The organism is Pseudomonas sp. HMSC057H01 (genome assembly GCF_001836405.1).
Lineage (GTDB): Bacteria > Pseudomonadota > Gammaproteobacteria > Pseudomonadales > Pseudomonadaceae > Pseudomonas > Pseudomonas aeruginosa.
This window is the reverse complement of sequence record NZ_KV828379.1, coordinates 360,928-380,950: the sequence shown is the minus strand read 5'-3', so window position 1 is coordinate 380,950 and position 20,023 is coordinate 360,928. Positions and strand designations below refer to the sequence as shown.

At 65.3% G+C, this 20,023-nt stretch carries 20 protein-coding genes; 18 read left to right on the top strand and 2 right to left on the bottom strand.

Annotated elements, in window-relative coordinates; genetic code table 11:
• Nucleotides 1-4 precede the first annotated feature (4 nt).
• The 14 genes from fdx to HMPREF2581_RS02140 all read left to right on the top strand — a co-directional run bounded on the left by fdx (nucleotide 5) and on the right by HMPREF2581_RS02140 (nucleotide 12,966).
• Complete coding sequence (fdx, locus tag HMPREF2581_RS02205; RefSeq protein WP_003092818.1) at nucleotides 5-343, top strand: ISC system 2Fe-2S type ferredoxin; 339 nt, start codon at nucleotides 5-7, stop codon at nucleotides 341-343.
• Between the two features lie 25 nt (nucleotides 344-368).
• Nucleotides 369-569, top strand: a complete 201-nt coding sequence (gene iscX, locus HMPREF2581_RS02200) for a Fe-S cluster assembly protein IscX (RefSeq protein WP_003092814.1) — start codon at nucleotides 369-371, stop codon at nucleotides 567-569.
• Between the two features lie 243 nt (nucleotides 570-812).
• Nucleotides 813-1,244, top strand: coding sequence for a nucleoside-diphosphate kinase (ndk, locus tag HMPREF2581_RS02195; protein WP_003092811.1), 432 nt, complete (start codon nucleotides 813-815; stop codon nucleotides 1,242-1,244).
• A 24-nt stretch (nucleotides 1,245-1,268) separates the two neighbouring features.
• Nucleotides 1,269-2,408, top strand: a complete 1,140-nt coding sequence (gene rlmN, locus HMPREF2581_RS02190; protein WP_003092809.1) for a dual-specificity RNA methyltransferase RlmN — start codon at nucleotides 1,269-1,271, stop codon at nucleotides 2,406-2,408.
• A 17-nt stretch (nucleotides 2,409-2,425) separates the two neighbouring features.
• Nucleotides 2,426-3,184, top strand: coding sequence for a type 4a pilus biogenesis protein PilF (pilF, locus tag HMPREF2581_RS02185; protein ID WP_003092804.1), 759 nt, complete (start codon nucleotides 2,426-2,428; stop codon nucleotides 3,182-3,184).
• The gene (locus HMPREF2581_RS02180) at nucleotides 3,181-4,224 is read left to right on the top strand and encodes a RodZ domain-containing protein (RefSeq protein ID WP_003137852.1); all 1,044 of its coding nucleotides are present in this window, start codon (nucleotides 3,181-3,183) and stop codon (nucleotides 4,222-4,224) included. The genes pilF and HMPREF2581_RS02180 overlap by 4 nt, the downstream gene beginning before the upstream one ends.
• The gene (ispG, locus tag HMPREF2581_RS02175; protein WP_003092800.1) at nucleotides 4,221-5,336 is read left to right on the top strand and encodes a flavodoxin-dependent (E)-4-hydroxy-3-methylbut-2-enyl-diphosphate synthase; all 1,116 of its coding nucleotides are present in this window, start codon (nucleotides 4,221-4,223) and stop codon (nucleotides 5,334-5,336) included. The genes HMPREF2581_RS02180 and ispG overlap by 4 nt, the downstream gene beginning before the upstream one ends.
• Nucleotides 5,337-5,354: 18 nt before the next feature.
• On the top strand, nucleotides 5,355-6,644 hold the full coding sequence (hisS, locus tag HMPREF2581_RS02170; RefSeq protein WP_003092797.1) for a histidine--tRNA ligase: 1,290 nt from the start codon (nucleotides 5,355-5,357) through the stop codon (nucleotides 6,642-6,644).
• Between the two features lie 26 nt (nucleotides 6,645-6,670).
• Nucleotides 6,671-7,315, top strand: a complete 645-nt coding sequence (locus HMPREF2581_RS02165; RefSeq protein WP_003137855.1) for a YfgM family protein — start codon at nucleotides 6,671-6,673, stop codon at nucleotides 7,313-7,315.
• A 1-nt stretch (nucleotide 7,316) separates the two neighbouring features.
• The gene (bamB, locus tag HMPREF2581_RS02160) at nucleotides 7,317-8,459 is read left to right on the top strand and encodes an outer membrane protein assembly factor BamB (protein ID WP_003129775.1); all 1,143 of its coding nucleotides are present in this window, start codon (nucleotides 7,317-7,319) and stop codon (nucleotides 8,457-8,459) included.
• 77 nt (nucleotides 8,460-8,536) lie between these two features.
• Nucleotides 8,537-10,018, top strand: coding sequence for a ribosome biogenesis GTPase Der (gene der / locus HMPREF2581_RS02155; protein ID WP_003137857.1), 1,482 nt, complete (start codon nucleotides 8,537-8,539; stop codon nucleotides 10,016-10,018).
• A 296-nt stretch (nucleotides 10,019-10,314) separates the two neighbouring features.
• Nucleotides 10,315-11,463 (top strand): pyridoxal phosphate-dependent aminotransferase, encoded by a 1,149-nt coding sequence (locus HMPREF2581_RS02150; RefSeq protein ID WP_003137858.1) that lies wholly within the window; start codon nucleotides 10,315-10,317, stop codon nucleotides 11,461-11,463.
• Complete coding sequence (locus HMPREF2581_RS02145; RefSeq protein ID WP_003092781.1) at nucleotides 11,451-12,245, top strand: amidohydrolase; 795 nt, start codon at nucleotides 11,451-11,453, stop codon at nucleotides 12,243-12,245. Before HMPREF2581_RS02150 ends, HMPREF2581_RS02145 begins: the two co-directional genes overlap by 13 nt.
• A 133-nt stretch (nucleotides 12,246-12,378) precedes the next feature.
• The gene (locus HMPREF2581_RS02140) at nucleotides 12,379-12,966 is read left to right on the top strand and encodes a YidB family protein (protein ID WP_003109785.1); all 588 of its coding nucleotides are present in this window, start codon (nucleotides 12,379-12,381) and stop codon (nucleotides 12,964-12,966) included.
• 87 nt (nucleotides 12,967-13,053) lie between these two features.
• Here the strand turns inward: HMPREF2581_RS02140 and HMPREF2581_RS02135 are convergent, their stop codons facing one another.
• Entirely contained in the window at nucleotides 13,054-14,004 is a 951-nt protein-coding gene (locus HMPREF2581_RS02135; protein ID WP_003107361.1) for an aldo/keto reductase, read from the bottom strand.
• Nucleotides 14,005-14,184: 180 nt separating this feature from the next.
• On the opposite strand from HMPREF2581_RS02135, the gene HMPREF2581_RS02130 reads away from it, so the two are divergent.
• Together HMPREF2581_RS02130 and HMPREF2581_RS02125 are read left to right on the top strand one after the other, a co-directional pair.
• Nucleotides 14,185-14,640, top strand: a complete 456-nt coding sequence (locus tag HMPREF2581_RS02130; RefSeq protein WP_003092773.1) for a hypothetical protein — start codon at nucleotides 14,185-14,187, stop codon at nucleotides 14,638-14,640.
• 53 nt (nucleotides 14,641-14,693) lie between these two features.
• Nucleotides 14,694-15,026, top strand: a complete 333-nt coding sequence (locus HMPREF2581_RS02125; RefSeq protein ID WP_003137861.1) for a DUF5629 family protein — start codon at nucleotides 14,694-14,696, stop codon at nucleotides 15,024-15,026.
• Nucleotides 15,027-15,095: 69 nt separating this feature from the next.
• On the opposite strand, the gene leuA is transcribed toward HMPREF2581_RS02125, so the two are convergent.
• Nucleotides 15,096-16,766, bottom strand: a complete 1,671-nt coding sequence (leuA, locus tag HMPREF2581_RS02120) for a 2-isopropylmalate synthase (RefSeq protein ID WP_003092766.1) — start codon at nucleotides 16,764-16,766, stop codon at nucleotides 15,096-15,098.
• Between the two features lie 480 nt (nucleotides 16,767-17,246).
• On the opposite strand from leuA, the gene HMPREF2581_RS02115 reads away from it, so the two are divergent.
• Both HMPREF2581_RS02115 and HMPREF2581_RS02110 read left to right on the top strand, forming a co-directional pair.
• A complete protein-coding gene (locus tag HMPREF2581_RS02115) occupies nucleotides 17,247-17,708 on the top strand; it encodes a DUF2946 domain-containing protein (protein WP_003092760.1) in 462 nt (153 codons plus the stop codon).
• Nucleotides 17,709-17,828: 120 nt separating this feature from the next.
• Nucleotides 17,829-20,000, top strand: coding sequence for a TonB-dependent copper receptor (locus HMPREF2581_RS02110; protein WP_003119294.1), 2,172 nt, complete (start codon nucleotides 17,829-17,831; stop codon nucleotides 19,998-20,000).
• Nucleotides 20,001-20,023: the final 23 nt, after the last annotated feature.

Here is a 20,023-nt window from a genome sequence, read left to right as displayed (position 1 = left end):
GAAGATGCCGCAGATCGTGATTCTGCCCCATGCCGACCACTGCCCCGAGGGGGCGGTATTCGAGGCGAAGCCCGGCGAAACCATCCTGGATGCCGCGTTGCGCAATGGCATCGAGATCGAGCATGCCTGTGAGAAATCCTGCGCCTGCACGACCTGCCACGTAATCGTCCGCGAAGGCCTCGATTCCATGGAGCCGTCCGACGAACTCGAAGACGACATGCTGGACAAGGCCTGGGGTCTGGAGCCCGATTCGCGGCTATCCTGCCAGGCAGTGGTGGCCGACGAAGACCTGGTGGTCGAGATTCCCAAGTACACCATCAACCAGGTGTCGGAAGGCCACTGAGCCCGGCGGTAGAGAGGAGCGTGCAATGAGCCTGAAATGGACCGATGTGCTGGAAATCGCCATCCAGCTCGACGAAAGCAAGCCGGAGGTCGATCCGCGATACGTCAACTTCGTCGATCTGCGGCGCTGGGTGGTGGAACTTCCAGAGTTCTCCGACGATCCTCAGCGTAGCGGGGAGAAAGTCCTGGAGGCCATCCAGGCCGCCTGGATCGAGGAGCGGGACTAGCCATAGGCCCGCCCTACGCATTTGCCGGGAACCCGCGTATAATTCGCGGGTTTTATTTTAGGTAAGGCCTGAAATCGCCCGCGGGCGCATTCCAGGCTAGGCGCGCCGGGCCCGATGCCAGGCGCAGCCACGCTGATTCCGGCCCTTTCGGGCCGTTTTCGTCAGCGTCCTGAACGAATCACGGCGTCCCGCCCCGCTGGCGGGGCCGCCCATGCTAGACAACCTTGTTTCGGAGTTTTACCAATGGCACTGCAACGCACCCTGTCCATCATCAAGCCGGACGCCGTTTCCAAGAACGTGATCGGCGAAATCCTGACCCGCTTCGAGAAAGCCGGCCTGCGCGTCGTCGCCGCTAAAATGGTTCAGCTGTCCGAGCGTGAAGCCGGCGGCTTCTATGCCGAGCACAAAGAGCGTCCGTTCTTCAAGGACCTGGTTTCCTTCATGACTTCCGGTCCGGTTGTAGTCCAGGTTCTGGAAGGCGAGGACGCCATCGCCAAGAACCGCGAGCTGATGGGCGCCACCGATCCGAAGAAAGCCGACGCCGGTACCATCCGCGCCGACTTCGCCGTCTCCATCGACGAGAACGCCGTCCACGGTTCCGATTCCGAAGCTTCCGCCGCTCGCGAGATCGCCTATTTCTTCGCGGCTACCGAAGTCTGCGAGCGCATTCGCTGATCGAGCGTGGGTGAGGGTGAAACCATGACAACGACCACCGCCGGCAAGGTGAACCTGCTGGGCCTGACCCAGCCGCAGCTGGAACAGTTCTTCGAGTCCATCGGCGAGAAGCGTTTCCGGGCCGGCCAGGTCATGAAGTGGATTCACCACTTTGGCGTCGACGATTTCGACGCCATGACCAACGTCGGCAAGGCCTTGCGCGAAAAGCTCAAGGCCTCAGCCGAGATACGCGGTCCCGAGATCGTCAGCCAGGACATCTCCGCCGACGGCACCCGCAAGTGGGTGGTCCGGGTGGCGTCCGGCAGTTGCGTCGAGACCGTGTACATCCCCCAGGGCGGACGCGGCACCCTGTGCGTGTCCTCCCAGGCGGGCTGCGCCCTGGATTGCAGTTTCTGCTCCACCGGCAAGCAGGGTTTCAACAGCGACCTCACCGCCGCCGAGGTGATCGGCCAGGTGTGGATCGCCAACAAGTCGTTCGGTACCGTTCCGGCCAAGATCGACCGCGCCATCACCAATGTCGTGATGATGGGCATGGGCGAGCCGCTGCTGAACTTCGACAACGTGGTCGCCGCCATGAACATCATGATGGACGACCTCGGCTACGGTATTTCCAAGCGCAAGGTGACCCTGTCCACCTCCGGCGTGGTGCCGATGATCGACAAGCTCGGCGAGGTGATCGACGTGTCCCTGGCCCTGTCGCTGCACGCACCGAACGACGAGTTGCGCAACAAGCTGGTGCCGATCAACAAGAAGTATCCGCTGGGCATGCTGCTGGATGCCTGCCGCCGGTATATTTCCCGGCTCGGCGAGAAGCGCGTGCTGACCGTCGAGTACACCCTGCTCAAGGATGTCAACGATCAGCCCGAGCATGCTGAGCAGATGATCGCATTGCTGAAAGACACGCCTTGCAAGATCAACCTGATTCCGTTTAATCCATTCCCGCACTCCGGCTACGAGCGCCCGAGCAACAATGCCATCCGGCGTTTCCAGGACATGTTGCACAAGGGCGGCTTCAACGTGACCGTGCGTACCACCCGCGGCGACGACATCGACGCAGCCTGTGGCCAGCTGGTCGGCCAGGTCATGGATCGTACCCGCCGGAGCGAACGTTATATTGCCGTGCGCCAACTGGCCGAGTCCGAGTCGGCGGCGAATCGAAATTGAGTGAGAGGAGGGTTCCGATGACTGTACGCGCCGCGCTGGTGTTCCTGTTGGCAGTTGGGCTGACAGGCTGCGTGACGAGCGGAGATCAGAATCCCCTGAAAACCGACAAGGGCCGTGACGAGGCGCGCGATGCCTATATCCAGCTCGGCCTCGGCTATCTCCAGCGGGGGAACACCGAGCAGGCCAAGGTGCCGCTGCGCAAGGCCCTCGAGATCGACCCTTCCAGCGCCGACGCGCATGCCGCGCTGGCGGTGGTGTTCCAGACCGAGATGGAGCCCAAGCTGGCCGACGAGGAGTACCGCAAGGCGCTCGCCAGCGATAGCCGCAATGCCCGGGTACTGAACAACTACGGCGGTTTCCTCTACGAGCAGAAGCGCTACGAGGAGGCCTACCAGCGTCTCCTGGAGGCCAGCCAGGACACCCTCTATCCCGAGCGCTCGCGGGTCTTCGAGAACCTCGGCCTGGTTTCGCTGCAAATGAAGAAACCGGCCCAGGCCAAGGAGTACTTCGAGAAATCCCTGCGTCTGAACCGTAACCAGCCCAGCGTCGCGCTGGAGATGGCCGACCTGCTCTACAAGGAGCGCGAGTACGTGCCGGCTCGCCAGTACTATGATCTCTTTGCCCAGGGCGGCGGGCAGAACGCCCGCAGCCTGTTGCTGGGCATTCGTCTCGCGAAGGTCTTCGAGGACCGCGACACGGCCGCCAGCTATGGCCTGCAGTTGAAACGCCTGTACCCAGGCTCTCCCGAATATCAGGAATTCCAGGCGGAAAAATGATGAAAGCGCCGCAGCCCGAAGTCGTAGCCACCGCTTCCCGTCAGAACCCCGGGGAAACCCTGCGCCAGGCGCGCGAGCAGAAGGGCTTGTCGTTGTCGCAGGTGGCCGGGCAACTGAACCTGACCGAGAATTCGCTGCGTCAGCTGGAAAACGGCGCGTTCGACAAGCTGCCGGGGCACACCTTCTCGCGCGGCTACATCCGCGCCTACGCCAAGCTCATGGGCCTCGACCAGGCCGAGCTGGTCAACAGCTTCGACCATTTCACCGGCACCAATGCCAGCGGCAGCACCGTACAGAGCCTGGGACGGGTCGCCGAGCCGGTGCGCCTGTCGCGCAACGTGCTGCGTATCGTCAGCCTGTTACTGCTCGCCCTGCTGATCGGCTTCGGCTACTTCTGGTGGCAGGAGCATTCCGCGCGCACGCCGGAAACCGCCGGTCTGAGCCTCGAGCATGTCGAAGTGGAAAGCGCCGACGGCACCACCGAGATCCATACCCTGGACGAGCCTGAAGACCAGGCGGTGATCGAAGCGCAGAAGGAAGGCGAGCAAGCGCCCGCCGAGGTTTCTCCGGAAGTCGCCGCCCAGGCCGAGGGTTCGCCGCCGGTGGCGAGCGAGGGCGCGCAGGTTCCCGCCGCTCCGGCCCAGGGCACCCCCGCCGCGCCCCAGCAGCCTGTTACCGCCGCGCCTGCCGGCACGGCTCCTGCTCCCGGTAATGCTCCAGCCGTTCCGGCGACGGCCAGTCCGGCCGCCCCGCCAGCGCCGAGCGAACCTGCCGCCGCGCCCGTGGTGGCCGGCGAGGGCCAGGGGGTGGTCAAGGTACAGTTCGTCGCCGATTGCTGGACCCAGGTCACCGACGCCAACGGCAAGGTCCTGGTCAGCGCGCTGAAGCGCAAGGGCGACAGCCTGGAACTGGCCGGCAAGGCCCCGCTGGAGCTGCGCCTCGGTTTCGCTCGCGGCGCCCAGGTCAGCTACAACGGCCAGCCGGTGGACGTGACCCCCTTCGTCCGCGGCGAAACGGCCCGTCTGAAGGTAGGACAATGAGCATTCATAGCGCTTCTCCGATCATTCGCCGCAAGTCTCGGAAAATCTGGGTCGGCAACGTCCCGGTGGGCGGCGATGCGCCGATCGCCGTGCAGAGCATGACCAACACCGAGACCTGCGACGTCGCTGCCACCGTCGCGCAGATCCGCCGCCTGGAAGATGCCGGTGCGGACATCGTGCGGGTTTCCGTCCCCGACATGGACGCCGCCGAGGCGTTCGGCAAGATCAAGCAGCAGGTCAACGTGCCGCTGGTCGCCGACATCCACTTCGACTATCGCATCGCCCTGCGCGTCGCCGAGCTGGGAGTGGACTGCCTGCGCATCAATCCGGGCAACATCGGTCGCGAGGACCGGGTCAAGGCCGTGGTCGACGCCGCGCGCGAGCGCAACATCCCGATCCGTATCGGCGTCAATGCCGGTTCGCTGGAAAAGGACCTGCAGAAGAAATACGGCGAACCGACCCCGGAAGCCCTGCTCGAATCGGCCATGCGCCACGTCGATCATCTCGACAAGCTGGACTTCCAGAACTTCAAGGTCAGCGTCAAGGCCTCCGACGTCTTCATGGCCGTCGCCGCCTATCGCCTGCTGGCCAGGCAGATCGAGCAGCCCCTGCACCTGGGCATCACCGAGGCCGGCGGCCTGCGCTCCGGCACGGTGAAGTCGGCGGTGGGGCTGGGCATGCTCCTGGCCGAGGGAATCGGCGACACCATCCGGATTTCCCTGGCTGCCGATCCGGTCGAGGAGATCAAGGTCGGTTTCGACATCCTCAAGTCCCTGCACCTGCGCTCCCGTGGCATCAACTTCATCGCCTGCCCGAGCTGTTCGCGGCAGAACTTCGACGTGGTGAAGACCATGAACGAGCTGGAAGGGCGCCTGGAGGACCTGCTGGTGCCGATGGACGTGGCCGTGATCGGTTGCGTCGTCAACGGTCCGGGCGAAGCCAAGGAGGCCCATGTCGGCCTCACCGGCGGCACTCCGAACCTGGTGTATATCGACGGCAAGCCGTCGCAGAAACTGACCAACGACAACCTGGTGGACGAGCTGGAACGGCTGATCCGCCAGAAGGCGGCCGAGAAGGCCGAGGCCGATGCGAGCCTGATCGCCCGCGGCTGACCCGTTTAAGGACCCTACGTGAGCAAGTCCCTGCAAGCCATTCGTGGCATGAACGACATCCTGCCGGAGCAGACTCCGGCCTGGCGCTATCTGGAACGCACCTTCGCCGGCCTGCTGGACGGCTACGGCTACAGCGAGATCCGCCTGCCCATCCTCGAGTTCACCGAACTCTTCGCCCGCGGCATCGGCGAAGGTACCGACGTGGTCGACAAGGAGATGTACACCTTCCTCGACCGCAACGGCGAATCCCTGACCATGCGTCCGGAAGGTACCGCCGGTTGCGTGCGCGCCGTGCTGGAGCACGGCCTGAGCGGTGGTGGCCAGGTGCAGAAGCTCTGGTACACCGGGCCGATGTTCCGTTACGAGAAACCGCAGAAAGGTCGCTACCGGCAGTTCCACCAGATCGGCGTGGAAGTCTTCAACCTGCCCGGTCCGGACATCGACGCCGAGTTGATCATCCTCACCTGGCGCCTGTGGCAGAAGCTCGGCATGGCCGACGCGGTGACCCTGCAGCTCAACACCCTCGGTTCCAGCGAGGCCCGCGCACGCTATCGCGAGGCCCTGGTGGCCTATCTGCAGGAGCGCTTCGAGCAACTCGACGAAGACAGCCAGCGGCGCATGACCACCAATCCGCTGCGAATCCTCGACAGCAAGGTGGAGAGCACCCAGGCGTTGCTGGTCGGCGCGCCGACCCTGCACGACTATCTCGACGAAGAATCGATCGCCCACTTCGAGGGTCTCAAGGCCCGCCTGGATGCTGTCGGACTGCGCTACGAAATCAACCAGAAGCTGGTGCGCGGCCTGGACTATTACTGCCGCACGGCTTTCGAGTGGGTCACCGACAAGCTTGGCGCCCAGGGCACCGTTTGCGGCGGTGGCCGCTACGACGGGCTGGTCAGCCAGTTCGGCGGCAAGCCGACCCCGGGCGTCGGTTTCGCCATGGGCGTGGAACGCCTGGTGCTGCTGCTGGAAACCTTGGGGGTGATCCCCGCCGAACTGAACCGTCCGGCCGACCTCTACGTCTGCGCCTTCGGCGAACCGGCCGAGCTGGCCGCCCTGACCCTGGCCGAACAGTTGCGCAGCGCCATTCCCGGCATACGCTTGCTGGTCAACGCCGGCGCCGGTAGCTTCAAGAGCCAGTTCAAGAAGGCCGACAAGAGCGGCGCGCGCTTTGCCCTGATCCTCGGGGAGGACGAGGTGGCCAATCGCGTGGTAGGTTTCAAGCCCCTGCGTGACGAGGGCGAGCAACAAAGCATTGCCTGGGATGCTCTGCCCGAGCACCTGGCAGCCTGTCTGGCACAGGCTTGAGAACATAAAGAATAGGAGTGATTGGGGTGACATCGCGTACCGAAGACGAAGACCTGGCGCAGATCAAGGACTGGTGGCAGCGCAACGGCAAGCCCCTGGTCACCGGCGGCATCCTCGCGCTGGCAGTGGTATTCGGCTGGCAGGCCTGGCAGAAGTACCAGACCAACCAGGCGCAGGGCGCCTCGATCGTCTACCAGCAACTGATCGAAACCGCGCTGAATCCGGCCGGCCAGCCGGATCCGGCGAAGGTGGCGGAGCTGGCCGGCAAGCTGAAGAGCGAGTTCGGCGGCACCCATTATGCCCAGTACGGCAGCCTGTTCGTGGCCAAGGTCGCGGTCGACAGCGGCAAGCTGGATGACGCCGTTGCCGAGCTGAAGGCGGTCATGGACAAGCCGGCCGACGCCACCCTCGGCGAACTGGCGCGGCAGCGCCTGGCCCGGGTCCTGGCGGCCCAGGGCAAGGTCGAGGAAGGCCTGAAGCTGCTCGATGGCGACGCCGACAAGGCCTACGTCTCTACCCGCGAGGAGCTCAAGGGCGACCTGCTGGTGCAGCTCAAGCGCACCGACGAGGCCCGCGCGGCCTACGAGAAAGCCAAGCAGTCGCTGCCCGAAGACGGTGCCGGCGATGCCCTGCAGATCAAGCTCGACGACCTGTCCAAGGGAGAGGCCTGAGATGGTGCAATGGAAACACGCGGCGCTGCTCGCCCTGGCCCTGGCGGTCGTGGGTTGCAGCAGCAACAGCAAGAAGGAACTCCCGCCCGCCGAACTGACCGACTTCAAAGAGGAAGTCGTGTTGAGCAAGCAGTGGAGCCGCTCGGTCGGTGATGGCCAGGGCGACCTGTACAACCTGCTCGAACCGGCCGTCGATGGTTCCAGCATCTACGCCGCGTCCGCCGAAGGGCGGGTGATGGCGATCCAGCGCGAGACCGGCGACGTGCTCTGGAAGAAGGACCTGGAACGTCCGGTTTCCGGCGGTGTCGGCGTTGGCTACGGCCTGGTGCTGGTGGGTACCCTGCGCGGTGACGTGATCGCCCTCGACGAAGCCACCGGCAAGAAGAAGTGGACCAAGCGAGTCAACAGCGAAGTGCTGTCGGCGCCGGCCACCAACGGCGACGTGGTGGTGGTGCAGACCCAGGACGACAAGCTGATCGGCCTCGATGCGGCCAGCGGCGACCAGCGCTGGATCTACGAAAGCACCGTGCCGGTGCTGACCCTGCGCGGCACCGGCGCGCCGCTGATCGCCGGCAACATGGCCCTGGCTGGCCTGGCCAGCGGCAAGGTGGTGGCGGTCGACGTACAGCGCGGCCTGCCGATCTGGGAGCAGCGGGTAGCGATTCCCCAGGGGCGTTCCGAACTGGATCGCGTGGTGGACATCGACGGCGGCCTCCTGCTGTCCGGCGACACCCTCTACGTGGTCAGCTACCAGGGCCGTGCCGCGGCGCTGGACGTGAACAGCGGCCGCCTGCTCTGGCAGCGCGAAGCGTCGAGCTACGTCGGCGTCGCCGAAGGCTTCGGCAATATCTACGTCAGCCAGGCCAGCGGTTCGGTGGAAGGCCTGGATTCGCGCGGCGCTTCTTCGCTGTGGAACAACGACGCCCTGGCGCGTCGCCAACTGTCGGCTCCGGCGGTGTTCTCCAGCAACGTGGTGGTCGGCGACCTGGAAGGCTACGTGCACCTGCTGAGCCAGGTGGACGGTCGCTTCGTTGGTCGCGAGCGGGTCGACAGCGATGGCGTGCGGGTTCGTCCGCTGGTGGTCGGGAGCTGGATGTACGTGTTCGGCAACGGTGGCAAGCTCGTCGCCTACACCATCCGCTAGACTGGGTTTCAAGTGTCCGGCCGCTGCCGTCCGACGTCAGCGGCCTTTGTGTTTTCTGAATTCTCGTGGAGAGCCGCATGGTTCCCGTTATTGCCCTGGTGGGTCGCCCGAACGTCGGCAAGTCCACTCTGTTCAACCGCCTGACCAAGTCGCGCGACGCCATCGTGGCGGAGTACGCAGGCCTGACCCGCGATCGCCAGTACGGCGAGGCGCGCTGGCAGGGCCGCACCTATATCGTCATCGATACCGGAGGCATCTCCGGCGATGAGGAAGGCATCGATGCGAAAATGGCCGAGCAATCGTTGCAGGCCATCGAGGAGGCGGATGCCGTCCTGTTCCTGGTCGATTCGCGCGCCGGCATGACCGCCGCCGACCAGATGATCGCGGAGCACCTGCGCAAGCGGAACAAGCGCAGCTTCCTGATCGCCAACAAGGTCGACACCATCGATCCCGATCTCGCTCGTGCCGAGTTCAGCCCGCTGGGCCTGGGCGATGCGCTGCCGATCGCCGCCGCCCACGGTCGCGGCATCAACCATATGCTGCAGGAAGCCCTGGGGATCTTCCCCAAGGACAACGCGGAGGAAGAAGGCGAGGGCGAGCCGGCGAGCGAAGAGGTCGCCGAAGGCGAGGAACCGACCCGGATTCCCGGTCCCAGCGAGAAGGACGGGATCAAGATCGCCATCATCGGCCGGCCCAACGTGGGCAAGTCGACCCTGGTCAACCGCATGCTCGGCGAAGAGCGGGTGATCGTCTACGACCAGGCCGGCACCACCCGCGACAGCATCTACATCCCGTTCGAGCGCAACGAGGAGATGTACACCCTGATCGACACCGCTGGCGTGCGGCGTCGCGGCAAGATCTTCGAGGCGGTGGAAAAGTTCTCGGTGGTGAAGACCCTCCAGGCGATCCAGGACGCCAACGTGGTGATCTTCGTCATGGACGCCCGCGAAGGGGTGGTCGAGCACGACCTCAACCTGCTCGGCTTCGTCCTCGAGACCGGCCGTGCCCTGGTCATCGCCCTGAACAAGTGGGATGGCATGGAGGCGGCCGAGCGTGACTACGTGAAGACCGAACTGGAGCGGCGCCTGCTGTTCGTCGACTTCGCCGACATCCATTTCATTTCGGCCCTGCATGGCACCGGCGTCGGCCATCTCTACAAGTCGGTCCAGGAGTCCTTCCGTTCGGCGGTGACCCGCTGGCCGACCAGCCGCCTGACCAGCATCCTCGAGGACGCCGTGCAGGTGCACCAGCCGCCGATGGTCAACGGTCGCCGGATCAAGCTGCGCTACGCCCACCTGGGCGGCGCCAACCCGCCGCTGATCGTGATCCACGGCAACCAGGTGGACGCGGTGCCGAAGGCCTATACCCGCTACCTGGAGAAGACCTACCGGCGGGTATTGAAGTTGGTCGGTACGCCGATCCGCATCGAGTACAAGGGCGGCGAGAACCCCTACGAGGGCAAGAAGAATTCGCTGACCGCGCGCCAGGTCAACAAGAAGCGCCGGCTGATGTCGCACCACAAGAAAGCCGAGAAGAAGAAGAAGGACAAGCGCCGCTGAGTGTGGCGTTTCCTTCGTCGAAAGGCCCGGCGGGTGTCCCTGTCGGGCCTTTTTCATTGGCCGCGGCTGTAGAGCCAGGCCGCCGGTGTTGACCGCCGATTCCCTGTCGTGGCGACGAATGATCGCGAGGCGGTTATTCGTCCTGCGCCATCGCCTGGCGCATATTCCCCTCTGACCTGAAGCGGGCACGGTTTTTTCTAAGGCGTGCCCCTGCAGCGTCGCTCCCGGATCGGCTATCCTGCCCTGCCACCCGTCTGGCCGGGCTGTCGTCCGGCGAGTCTCTGCAGGAAGTCCCGATGATTCAGAGCAAGCTGCCGAATGTCGGCACCACCATCTTCACCCGCATGTCGCAACTGGCCGCCGAGTGTGGCGCGATCAACCTCTCCCAGGGCTTTCCCGATTTCGACGGTCCGCCGGAGCTGCGCGAGGCGGTAGGCCGGCATATCGCCGCCGGGCACAACCAGTACGCGCCGATGACCGGCTTGCCGGCCCTGCGCGAGCAGGTGGCGAAGAAGATCGAGCAGTTCTATGGACGCCGGGTGAGCGCCGACAGCGAGGTGACCATCACGCCGGGGGCGACCGAGGCGATCTTCAGCGCGATCCAGGCGCTGGTCCATCCGGGCGACGAAGTGGTGGTACTCGACCCGTCCTACGACAGCTACGAACCCTCCGTGCAACTCGCCGGCGGGCGTTGCGTGCACGTGCCGCTGGCGCTGCCGGACTTCTCCATCGACTGGCAGCGCATGGCCGAGGCCATCGGGCCGCGTACCCGGCTGGTCATCATCAATACCCCGCACAACCCCAGCGGCGCGCTGATCAGCCGCGAGGAACTGGACCGCCTGGCCGCGTTGATCCGCGACCGGGATATCTACCTGATCAGCGACGAGGTCTACGAGCACCTGGTGTTCGACGGTGTCGCCCATACCAGCGTGCTGTCCCACGAGGAGTTGTATCCGCGCTCCTTCGTGGTCAGCTCGTTCGGCAAGACCTACCACGTCACCGGCTGGAAGACCGGCTACGTGGTCGCGCCGCCTGCGCTCAGCGCGGAGCTGCGCAAGGTCCACCAGTACGTCAACTTCTGTGGCGTCACGCCGCTGCAATGGGCATTGGCGGACTACATGGCCGGCCATCCCGAACATTTGCGGCAATTGCCCGGTTTCTACCAGGCCAAGCGCGACCTGTTCTGCGACCTGCTGTTGGACTCTCGCTTCCGTTTCACCCGTGCGCCGGGCACCTACTTCCAGTGCGTGGACTATTCGGCCGTCCGTCCGGACCTGGACGACGTGGCCATGGCCGAGTGGCTGACCCGCGAACACGGAGTGGCGGCGATCCCGGTTTCGGTGTTTTATGAAAAGGCGCCGGACGCCATGCGGCTGGTCCGGTTCTGTTACGCCAAACGCGAGGAGACGCTGCGTCAGGCAGCGGAAAAGCTATGCGCGATCTGACGGTTCTGCCGGACCTGGACATCGCCCTGGTCCAATCCTCCCTGGCCTGGCACGACGCCCAGGCCAACCGCGAGCATTTCGCCGCCCTGCTGGAGAGCGCCGCCGGCGCCGACCTGGTGGTCCTCCCGGAGATGTTCACCACGGGTTTCAGCATGGCTTCGGCCGAGCAGGCCGAGCCCGAGCTGGGGCCGACCCATGCCTGGCTGCTGGAGCAGGCCCGGCGCCTTGGTGCGGTGGTCACCGGCAGCCTGATCGTCCAGCTCGCCGACGGTAGCCATCGCAATCGCCTGCTCTGGGCGCGCCCGGACGGCGAGATGCTGCACTACGACAAGCGCCATCTGTTCCGCATGGCCGGCGAACACGAGCACTACAGTCCCGGCGAACGCCAGGAACTGTTCGAACTCAAGGGCTGGCGGGTGCGCCCGTTGATCTGCTACGACCTGCGTTTCCCGGTGTGGAGCCGCGACCCGCACGACACCGACCTGTTGCTCTACACCGCCAACTGGCCCGCGCCTCGTCGACAGCACTGGAACCGCCTGCTGCCGGCGCGGGCGATCGAGAACCTTTGCTACGTGGTGGCGGTGAACCGTATCGGCGAAGACGGCAACGCCTTGCGCTACGCTGGGGATAGCCAGGTCCTGGACTTCCAGGGCGACAGCCTGTTCAACGCGGCGGACGCCGACGGCGTGTTCCGCGTCCGGCTGGACGCGGCGGCACTGGCGGCCTATCGCCAGCGTTTCCCGGCCTACATGGACGCGGATCGCTTCGAAATCCATCCTTGAGTGCCGGAACGTCCGCTTCCGGTCGATGTCCGAGGCCATGACCCGGCGCTGCGCATGATGGCGCAGTGCCGGGAATGGAGTTACCCGTATCCCGCGGCGCCGCGCCGTGGGCATCAGATCAGGAGGAAGGCCAATGGGACTGCTCGATTCGATTCTCGGTTCGGCGCTGGGTGGCTCTGAAGGACAGGGAGGTGCTCGCGATCCGAAAGTGGCCCTGTTGATCGGGCTGGTGACCATGCTGATGTCGCGCCAGGGCGGTGCGGCACAGGGCGGTGGCGATGGCGGTGGTCTGCTCGGTTCGCTGGGCAGCATCCTTGGTGGCGCTGGCGGCGGGGCTGCGAGCGGCGGGCTGGGTGGCGTCCTCGGCGATCTGCTCGGTGGCGCCGCGGGCGGTGCCGGGCAGGCGGCGCCGGGCGTGGAGGCCGGCTCCCTGGGCGGACTCGGCGGATTGTTCCAGATGCTCCAGAACGCAGGCCTGGGCGATGCCCTGAATTCCTGGATCGGCGCTGGGCCGAACCAGTCGGTGTCGGCGGCGGACATTTCCCGGGTCTTCGGCGACGGTCAATTGCAGCAACTGGCGGACTCCGCCGGAGTCAGCCAGGGCGAGGCGGCCGAACACCTGAGCAGCCTGCTGCCGGAACTGGTCAACAAGCTGACGCCGGACGGCCAGGCGCCGCAGGGCGACCTGGACATCGGTTCGCTGCTGGCGCGCTTCAGCTAAGGTTTTCCCGTCGATGCGGAGCGGATAGCCGCGATACGGTTATCCGCTCCACTCAACGGGGCGAGGCCGCCCTCGACGGCAGGTCGGTCAATAGGCGCTGGCGCTGTCCAGGCGGTGGATCGCCTGTTCGTCGAGCTTCAGGTGGGTGGCGGCGATCAGGTCGTCGAGCTGTTCCAGGCTGGTGGCGCTGGCGATCGGCGCGGTCACCGTCGGGCGAGCGATGAGCCAGGCCAGGGCGACCTGGGTCGGGTTGGCGTTGTACTGCTCGGCCACTTCGTCGAGCGCCGCGAGGATGGCCACGCCGCGCTCGTTGAGATAACCCTTCACCTTCTCTCCCCGGGCTCGCCCGGCGGTGTCGGCCTGGTTGCGGTACTTGCCGCTGAGGAAGCCGCTGGCCAGCGAGTAGTAGCTGATCACCCCGATACCGAGTTCTTCCACCGTCGGCTCCAGGTTGGTCTCGTAGTCGGCGCGATCGTACAGGTTGTATTCGGGTTGCAGGCTCTGGTAGCTCGGCAGGTTAAGCCGGGCGCTGACCTGGCGCGCTTCGAGGAGGCGCCGGGCGTCGTAGTTGGAGGCGCCGATGACCCGTACCTTGCCTTTCTTGATCAGTTCGCCATAGGTGGAAAGGGTTTCCTCCAGGTCGGTGTGGGGATCGTCGGTGTGCGACTGGTAGAGGTCCAGGTAGTCGGTCTGCAGGCGTCGTAGCGAGCGCTCCAGGGCCTGCTCGATATAGGCGGCGGATAGGCCTTTGTGGCCATTGCCCATGTCCATCCCGACCTTGCTGGCGATCACCATGCGGTCGCGTTTGCCGGTGCGTTTCAGCCACTTGCCGATGAGGGTTTCCGACTCGCCGCCCTGGTGCCCGGGAACCCAGCGCGAATAGACGTCGGCGGTGTCGATGCAGTTCAGGCCGGCGTCGAGCAGGGCGTCCAGCAGCCTGAAGGAGGTGCTTTCGTCGGCAGTCCAGCCGAAGACGTTGCCGCCGAATACCAGTGCCGGTATCTCCAGGCCAGAGTTGCCGAGTTTGCGTGTGGTCATGCGTCATCCCTCCTGAGTGCGGTCCTGTGTGGGCGCTTTCGTTCGCACGTCTTGCTGTGACTCCCGGCGGGCGCGGAATGTTCAGCCGGCGCGCAGCGTCCTATAGACTCTGCCGGTTGCCGGGATTTTCCAATGCCGGCCCTGGTAAAGCTTCAGTAAATATCCGCAGGGAGCACACGCATGAACAGCGACACCGAGAATCCGTTCCGCCCGCCGGAGGCCCGCCTGGACGAGCCTGACGCCACCCATGTCGAGCCGTTGTACAGGCTTTCCGCGATCGGTCTGGGTACCTTCATCGGCACGCCCCTGGCCGGCGCCTTCCTCGCGGCGGTGAATCTCCGTCGCCTGGGACGGGCGCAGGAAGTCGGGAAAACCTGGCTGGTCGGCCTCGGTCTGTTCGTCCTGCTGCCGGTCCTGGGCGCGATACTGCCGGAGAACATCCCCTCGATCGGCTTCACGGTGGCGCAGATATTCGGCATGGTCTACTACGCCAAATCAGCCTTCGGTCCGGCCCTGGACAGCCACAAGGCAGCGGGCGGAGCGTTCATTTCCAACTGGCGGGCGGCGGGGATCGGCCTGCTGTTCATGTTGGTGGTCCTGTCGGTAGCGATCCCGGTGGTGATGCTGGTGGTGTGAGGGGCCGCCCGCGCTTTGCCTTATCATGAGTTCTTTATCCGCGATGACTGGCCATGACTACACAACGCTACCTGCTCGATGAACTGGAAACCGCCGACATGCTCGAGATCGACGGTCTGCACGCCTGGCGCTTCGAACTCAACGAGAACCTGCTGGACCAGGCGGACCTGGCGGCGGAAGCCGACCAGCCGTTCGCCAGCGAAGACTGGGTGCTGGCGGTGGAAAGCCTGGATGGACGCACCCGTCGCGAGTGGCGTTTTTCCTACAACGCGGTGATGGAAGCCGAGCCCCAGGCCGATGGCGAGACCTGGCGCCTGACCACAGGGGAGGGGGCGTACCAGCTCCGTTGCCTGGGAGCGGTCAGCGCCAGCGGCGAGGATGAGTGAAGCGACTCAGCTGAAAGATGCCCATGAAAAAAGGGAGCCGCCTGGCTCCCTTTTTCCCTTCCGTGCCGGTCAGGCCGCCTTGGCCTCGGCCTGGGTCACCGCGCGGTTCAGCGCGCTGAACAGGGCGCGGAAGCTGGCGGTGGTGATGTTCTCGTCGATGCCGATGCCGTGCAGCGGGCGCTGGCCCTCCAGGCGGATCTCGATATAGGCCGCGGCCTTGGCATTGGCGCCGGCGCCGATGGCGTGCTCATGGTAGTCCATGATTTCCGCCTTGACCGGCAGGGCGGCCACCAAGGCTTCCAGCGGTCCCTTGCCGATCCCGCGCCAGTGCTGCTTCTCGCCGTCGAAGGAGACTTCCAGGTCGACGGCGCTGGTGCCGTTCTCTTCCTGCAGGCGATGGCTGGCGAGGACGTAGGGCGAGGTCGCCTTGAGGTATTCGTTTTCCAGCAGCGAGTAGATCTGTTGTGCGGTCATTTCCAGGCCGAGACGGTCGGTCTCGCCTTGCACTACCTGGCTGAACTCGATCTGCATGCGCCGCGGCAGGCTGATGCCGTACTCCTGTTCGAGCAGGAAGGTGATGCCGCCCTTGCCGGACTGGCTGTTGACCCGGATCACCGCTTCGTAGTCGCGGCCGATGTCGGCCGGATCGATCGGCAGGTACGGCACTTCCCAGATCGCGTCTTCCTTCTGCTGGGCGAAGCCCTTGCGAATGGCATCCTGGTGCGAGCCGGAGAAAGCGGTATGGACCAGGTCGCCGACATATGGATGGCGCGGGTGGACCGGCAACTGGTTGCACTCTTCGACCACCTTGCGCACCGCGTCGATGTCGGAGAAGTCCAGTTGCGGATGCAGGCCCTGGGTGTACATGTTCAAGGCCAGGGTCACCAGGTCGACGTTGCCGGTGCGCTCGCCGTTGCCGAACAGGCAACCTTCGACGCGGTCGGCGCCGGCCATCAGGCCCAGCTCGGTGGCGGCCACGCCGGTGCCTCGGTCGTTGTGGGTGTGCAGGCTGATGATCACGCTGTCACGCTTGTCGACGTGGCGGCCGAACCATTCGATCTGGTCGGCGTAGACGTTCGGCGTGGCGCACTCCACGGTGGCCGGCAGGTTGAGGATGATCTTGTTGTCCGGGGTCGGTTGCCAGACGTCGATCACCGCGTTGCAGACCTCCACCGAGAACTCCAGCTCGGTAGAGCTGAAGATTTCCGGCGAGTACTGGAACGACCACTGGGTATCCGGCTGCTCGGCGGCCAGCTTCTTGATCAGTTTCGCGGCGTTGGTGGCGATGTCCACGACGCCCTGCTTGTCCTGGTTGAAGACGATGCGGCGGAACGACGGGGCGGTGGCGTTGTAGACGTGGACGATGGCCTTCTTCGCCCCGCGCAGGGATTCGAAGGTGCGGGTGATCAGGTCTTCGCGGGCCTGGGTCAGCACCTGGATGGTGACGTCGTCCGGGATGTGGTTGCCTTCGATCAACTCGCGGACGAAGTTGAAGTCGGTATCGGAAGCCGACGGGAAGGCCACTTCGATCTGCTTCAGGCCGACCTGCACCAGGGTCTTGAAGAACCGCATCTTCTTCGCCGCGTCCATCGGTTCGATCAGCGACTGGTTGCCGTCGCGCAGGTCGGAACTGCACCAGATCGGCACCTCGGTGATGGTCTTCGACGGCCAGGTGCGGTCGGGCAGATTGATGGCCGGGAATGGGCGGTATTTCTGCGAAGGGTCTTTCAACATGCTCATGGGGCTAATCCTTTGGAGTCGGTTCCTGGGCCGGCGGGGCCAGGCGAACGCAGTGACGAGATGAAGAGAAGCGTCGCTCAGCCACGCAGTCGCGGGCTGACCAGGCACAGGCAGGCGTGTTGGCGGAGCAGGATGAGGGTGTGTGGTGTTTTCATGCGTACCACACTAGTGAGACTGCATTTGAATGGCAAGCATTAAAGGAAAATTAGTAGAATTTCCCATTTGTGCGGCTTTTGTGGGTTTTTATTCTTTCTCGGCGGTGAAAGCTTGTCCTCGATTGCGCCGCCGGCACGCTCTCCGCAATGGAAAATTCTGCGGCCCCATGCCGCAGAAGAGCCAGCCGCCCTTGTGCGATCATTTCGTTCCCCGTGCCTGGGGGCGTATAACGACAGGCGCATTCTTCTTTTCGGCATGACCCGGCGCGAGCGGCCATCCGGCCCGCTACGCGGTGGTCTTCATTCAAGACGGCGGGAGTCGCAGGTGGCGACCACTCTGAAACGACAAGGCATCGGTGCATGGCTGGCTCTGTTCGCCATGCTGATGATCTTCGTCGGGCCGTTGATCTCCCAGTCGATGCCGATGGACCACCCGATGCCGATGGGCGTGGGGATGGGCCACGAAGGCATGTCCCACGAGAACATGGACCATGGCGACATGGCCCATGCCGGCTGTTCCGATGCCCAGCGCTCCGTCGTCCATGCCGGCATGCCGGGGATGGGCGGCGAGGAAGGCAATCGCCTGGCCAGCGACGTGCTCTGGGAGAAGTGCGGTTATTGCAGCCTGTTGTTCCACAGCCCGCCGCTCACCGAAGACGCCTGCCTGGCGCTGTTCTCCGTTCCCTTCGCGACGGCGCCCGCCGTCGCTTTCCTGAACGAGGCGTTCGTCGCCTCGCCGGTGTTTCCCGGCGCCCGTACCCGTGCGCCGCCGTTCCTGATCGCCTGACCTCTTTCAATCCGATAGCCGCCGCTTCCTGGGGGCACCGGCGCGTCTTCGCCGCGCCGGTGACGCGAGCCTGGCCGGGTGCCTGCTCGCCGTGGGGGCGGGGCGGAAGTCACATAGATCATGGAAAAACGTATGTCTACTCAACAACGAGCGGCCGGCAACGCCTGCCCGACCGCCGCTTTCAGCTTCGACCCTGCCCGTCTCGCACAACGCCGCCGCTGGGCGGGAGCCTTCGCCGCACTGTGCGGCCTGGCCCTGTCTCCGTCGGCGCTCCTGGCCGAGGAGCACTCCCAGCACCAGGATCACGCCGTGGAGCTGGCGCCGAGCGTGGTCACCGGAGTCGCCCAGAGTTCGCCGCTGACCATCGTCACCAATCCCAAGGAGCCGCGCCAACCGGTACCGGCCAGCGATGGGGCCGACTACCTGAAGACCATTCCCGGCTTCGCGGTGATCCGCAACGGCGGCAGCAACGGCGACCCGGTGCTGCGCGGGATGTTCGGTTCGCGCCTGAACATCCTCACCAACGGCGGCATGATGCTCGGTGCCTGTCCGAACCGGATGGACGCGCCGACCTCCTACATCTCGCCGGAAACCTACGACAAGCTCACCGTGATCAAGGGCCCGCAGACGGTGCTCTGGGGGCCGGGCGCGTCGGCCGGGACGATCCTCTTCGAGCGTGAGCCGGAGCGCTTCGGCGAACTCGGCTCGCGGGTCAACGCCAGCCTGCTGGCCGGCTCCAATGGCCGCTTCGACAAGGTGCTGGACGCCGCCGCCGGCAACCGGCTCGGCTACCTGCGCTTCACCGGCAACCACGCGCAGTCCGACGATTACGAGGACGGCGCCGGGAATACCGTGCCGTCGCGCTGGAAGAAGTGGAACGGCGACGTCGCGGTCGGCTGGACCCCCGACGAGGACACCCTGATCGAACTCACCGCCGGCAAGGGCGACGGCGAGGCACGTTACGCCGGGCGCGGCATGGACGGCTCGCAGTTCAAGCGCGAGAGCCTGGGCCTGCGCTTCGTCAAATCGAACGTCAGCGATGTGCTGGAGAAGGTCGAGGCGCAGGTCTACTACAACTACGCCGACCACATCATGGACAACTTCCGCCTGCGCACTCCCGACCCGTCCAGCATGATGCCCATGCCGATGGCGTCCCAGGTGGACCGACGCACCCTCGGCGGTCGCCTGGCGGCCACCTGGCGCTGGGACGACTTCAAGCTGGTCACCGGGGTCGACGCCATGCGCAACGAGCACCGCGCGCGCGGCTCCAAGTACGACATGATGACCGACTACTACACCGACGCCGACCAGTTCCCCTGGAGCAAGGACGCGGTGTTCCACAACTACGGGGCCTTCGGCGAACTGACCTGGTTCGCCGCCGAGCGCGACCGGCTGATCGGCGGGTTGCGCCTGGACCGCGCCTCGGTCAAGGACTACCGGCAGACCCTGAAGTCCGGGCACATGGGCCACGCCATGGCCAACCCGACGGCCAACGACACCCGCGCCGATACCTTGCCCAGCGGCTTCGTGCGCTACGAGCATGACCTTGCCGACTCGCCGACCACCCTCTACGCCGGCCTTGGCCATGCCGAGCGCTTCCCCGACTACTGGGAGCTGTTCTCGCCCAAGCGCGGGCCGAACGGGTCGGTCAACGCCTTCGACAAGATCAAGCCGGAAAAGACCACCCAGCTCGACTTCGGCCTCCAGTACAACGGCGACAAGCTGCAGGCCTGGGCCTCCGGCTACGTCGGGGTGGTCCAGGACTTCATCCTGTTCAGCTATCGCGAGGGCATGATGGGCTCCTCGACCCAGGCGACCAACGTCGACGCGCGGATCATGGGCGGCGAGCTGGGCGCTTCCTACCAGCTCACCGGCAACTGGAAGACCGACGCCAGCCTGGCCTATGCCTGGGGCAAGAACAGCTCGGACGACCGCGCGCTGCCGCAGATCCCGCCGCTGGAAGCGCGCTTCGGCCTGACCTACGAGGAAGGCGACTGGAGTGCCGGCAGCCTGTGGCGGGTGGTCGCGCCGCAGAATCGTATCGCCAGGGACCAGGGCAACGTGGTCGGCAAGGACTTCGACAAGAGCGCCGGCTTCGGCGTCTTCTCGCTCAACGGCGCCTACCGGGTGACTCGCAACGTCAAGCTGAGCGCCGGTGTCGATAACCTGTTCGACAAGGATTACACCGAGCACCTGAACAAGGCCGGCGACGCCGGCTTCGGTTTCTCCGCCAACGAAACGGTTCCAGAGCCGGGCCGGACCTTCTGGACCAAGGTCGACTTCAGCTTCTGAACCTTCAACGAGGCCCCGTCCAG

Coding starts and splice junctions, on each gene's coding strand:
- fdx (WP_003092818.1), top strand. CDS start 5: ATGCCGCAGATCGTGATTCTGCCCCATGCCGACCACTGCCCCGAGGGG.
- iscX (WP_003092814.1), top strand. CDS start 369: ATGAGCCTGAAATGGACCGATGTGCTGGAAATCGCCATCCAGCTCGAC.
- ndk (WP_003092811.1), top strand. CDS start 813: ATGGCACTGCAACGCACCCTGTCCATCATCAAGCCGGACGCCGTTTCC.
- rlmN (WP_003092809.1), top strand. CDS start 1,269: ATGACAACGACCACCGCCGGCAAGGTGAACCTGCTGGGCCTGACCCAG.
- pilF (WP_003092804.1), top strand. CDS start 2,426: ATGACTGTACGCGCCGCGCTGGTGTTCCTGTTGGCAGTTGGGCTGACA.
- HMPREF2581_RS02180 (WP_003137852.1), top strand. CDS start 3,181: ATGATGAAAGCGCCGCAGCCCGAAGTCGTAGCCACCGCTTCCCGTCAG.
- ispG (WP_003092800.1), top strand. CDS start 4,221: ATGAGCATTCATAGCGCTTCTCCGATCATTCGCCGCAAGTCTCGGAAA.
- bamB (WP_003129775.1), top strand. CDS start 7,317: ATGGTGCAATGGAAACACGCGGCGCTGCTCGCCCTGGCCCTGGCGGTC.
- der (WP_003137857.1), top strand. CDS start 8,537: ATGGTTCCCGTTATTGCCCTGGTGGGTCGCCCGAACGTCGGCAAGTCC.
- HMPREF2581_RS02150 (WP_003137858.1), top strand. CDS start 10,315: ATGATTCAGAGCAAGCTGCCGAATGTCGGCACCACCATCTTCACCCGC.
- HMPREF2581_RS02145 (WP_003092781.1), top strand. CDS start 11,451: ATGCGCGATCTGACGGTTCTGCCGGACCTGGACATCGCCCTGGTCCAA.
- HMPREF2581_RS02140 (WP_003109785.1), top strand. CDS start 12,379: ATGGGACTGCTCGATTCGATTCTCGGTTCGGCGCTGGGTGGCTCTGAA.
- HMPREF2581_RS02135 (WP_003107361.1), bottom strand. CDS start 14,004: ATGACCACACGCAAACTCGGCAACTCTGGCCTGGAGATACCGGCACTG.
- HMPREF2581_RS02130 (WP_003092773.1), top strand. CDS start 14,185: ATGAACAGCGACACCGAGAATCCGTTCCGCCCGCCGGAGGCCCGCCTG.
- HMPREF2581_RS02125 (WP_003137861.1), top strand. CDS start 14,694: ATGACTACACAACGCTACCTGCTCGATGAACTGGAAACCGCCGACATG.
- leuA (WP_003092766.1), bottom strand. CDS start 16,766: ATGAGCATGTTGAAAGACCCTTCGCAGAAATACCGCCCATTCCCGGCC.
- HMPREF2581_RS02110 (WP_003119294.1), top strand. CDS start 17,829: ATGGAAAAACGTATGTCTACTCAACAACGAGCGGCCGGCAACGCCTGC.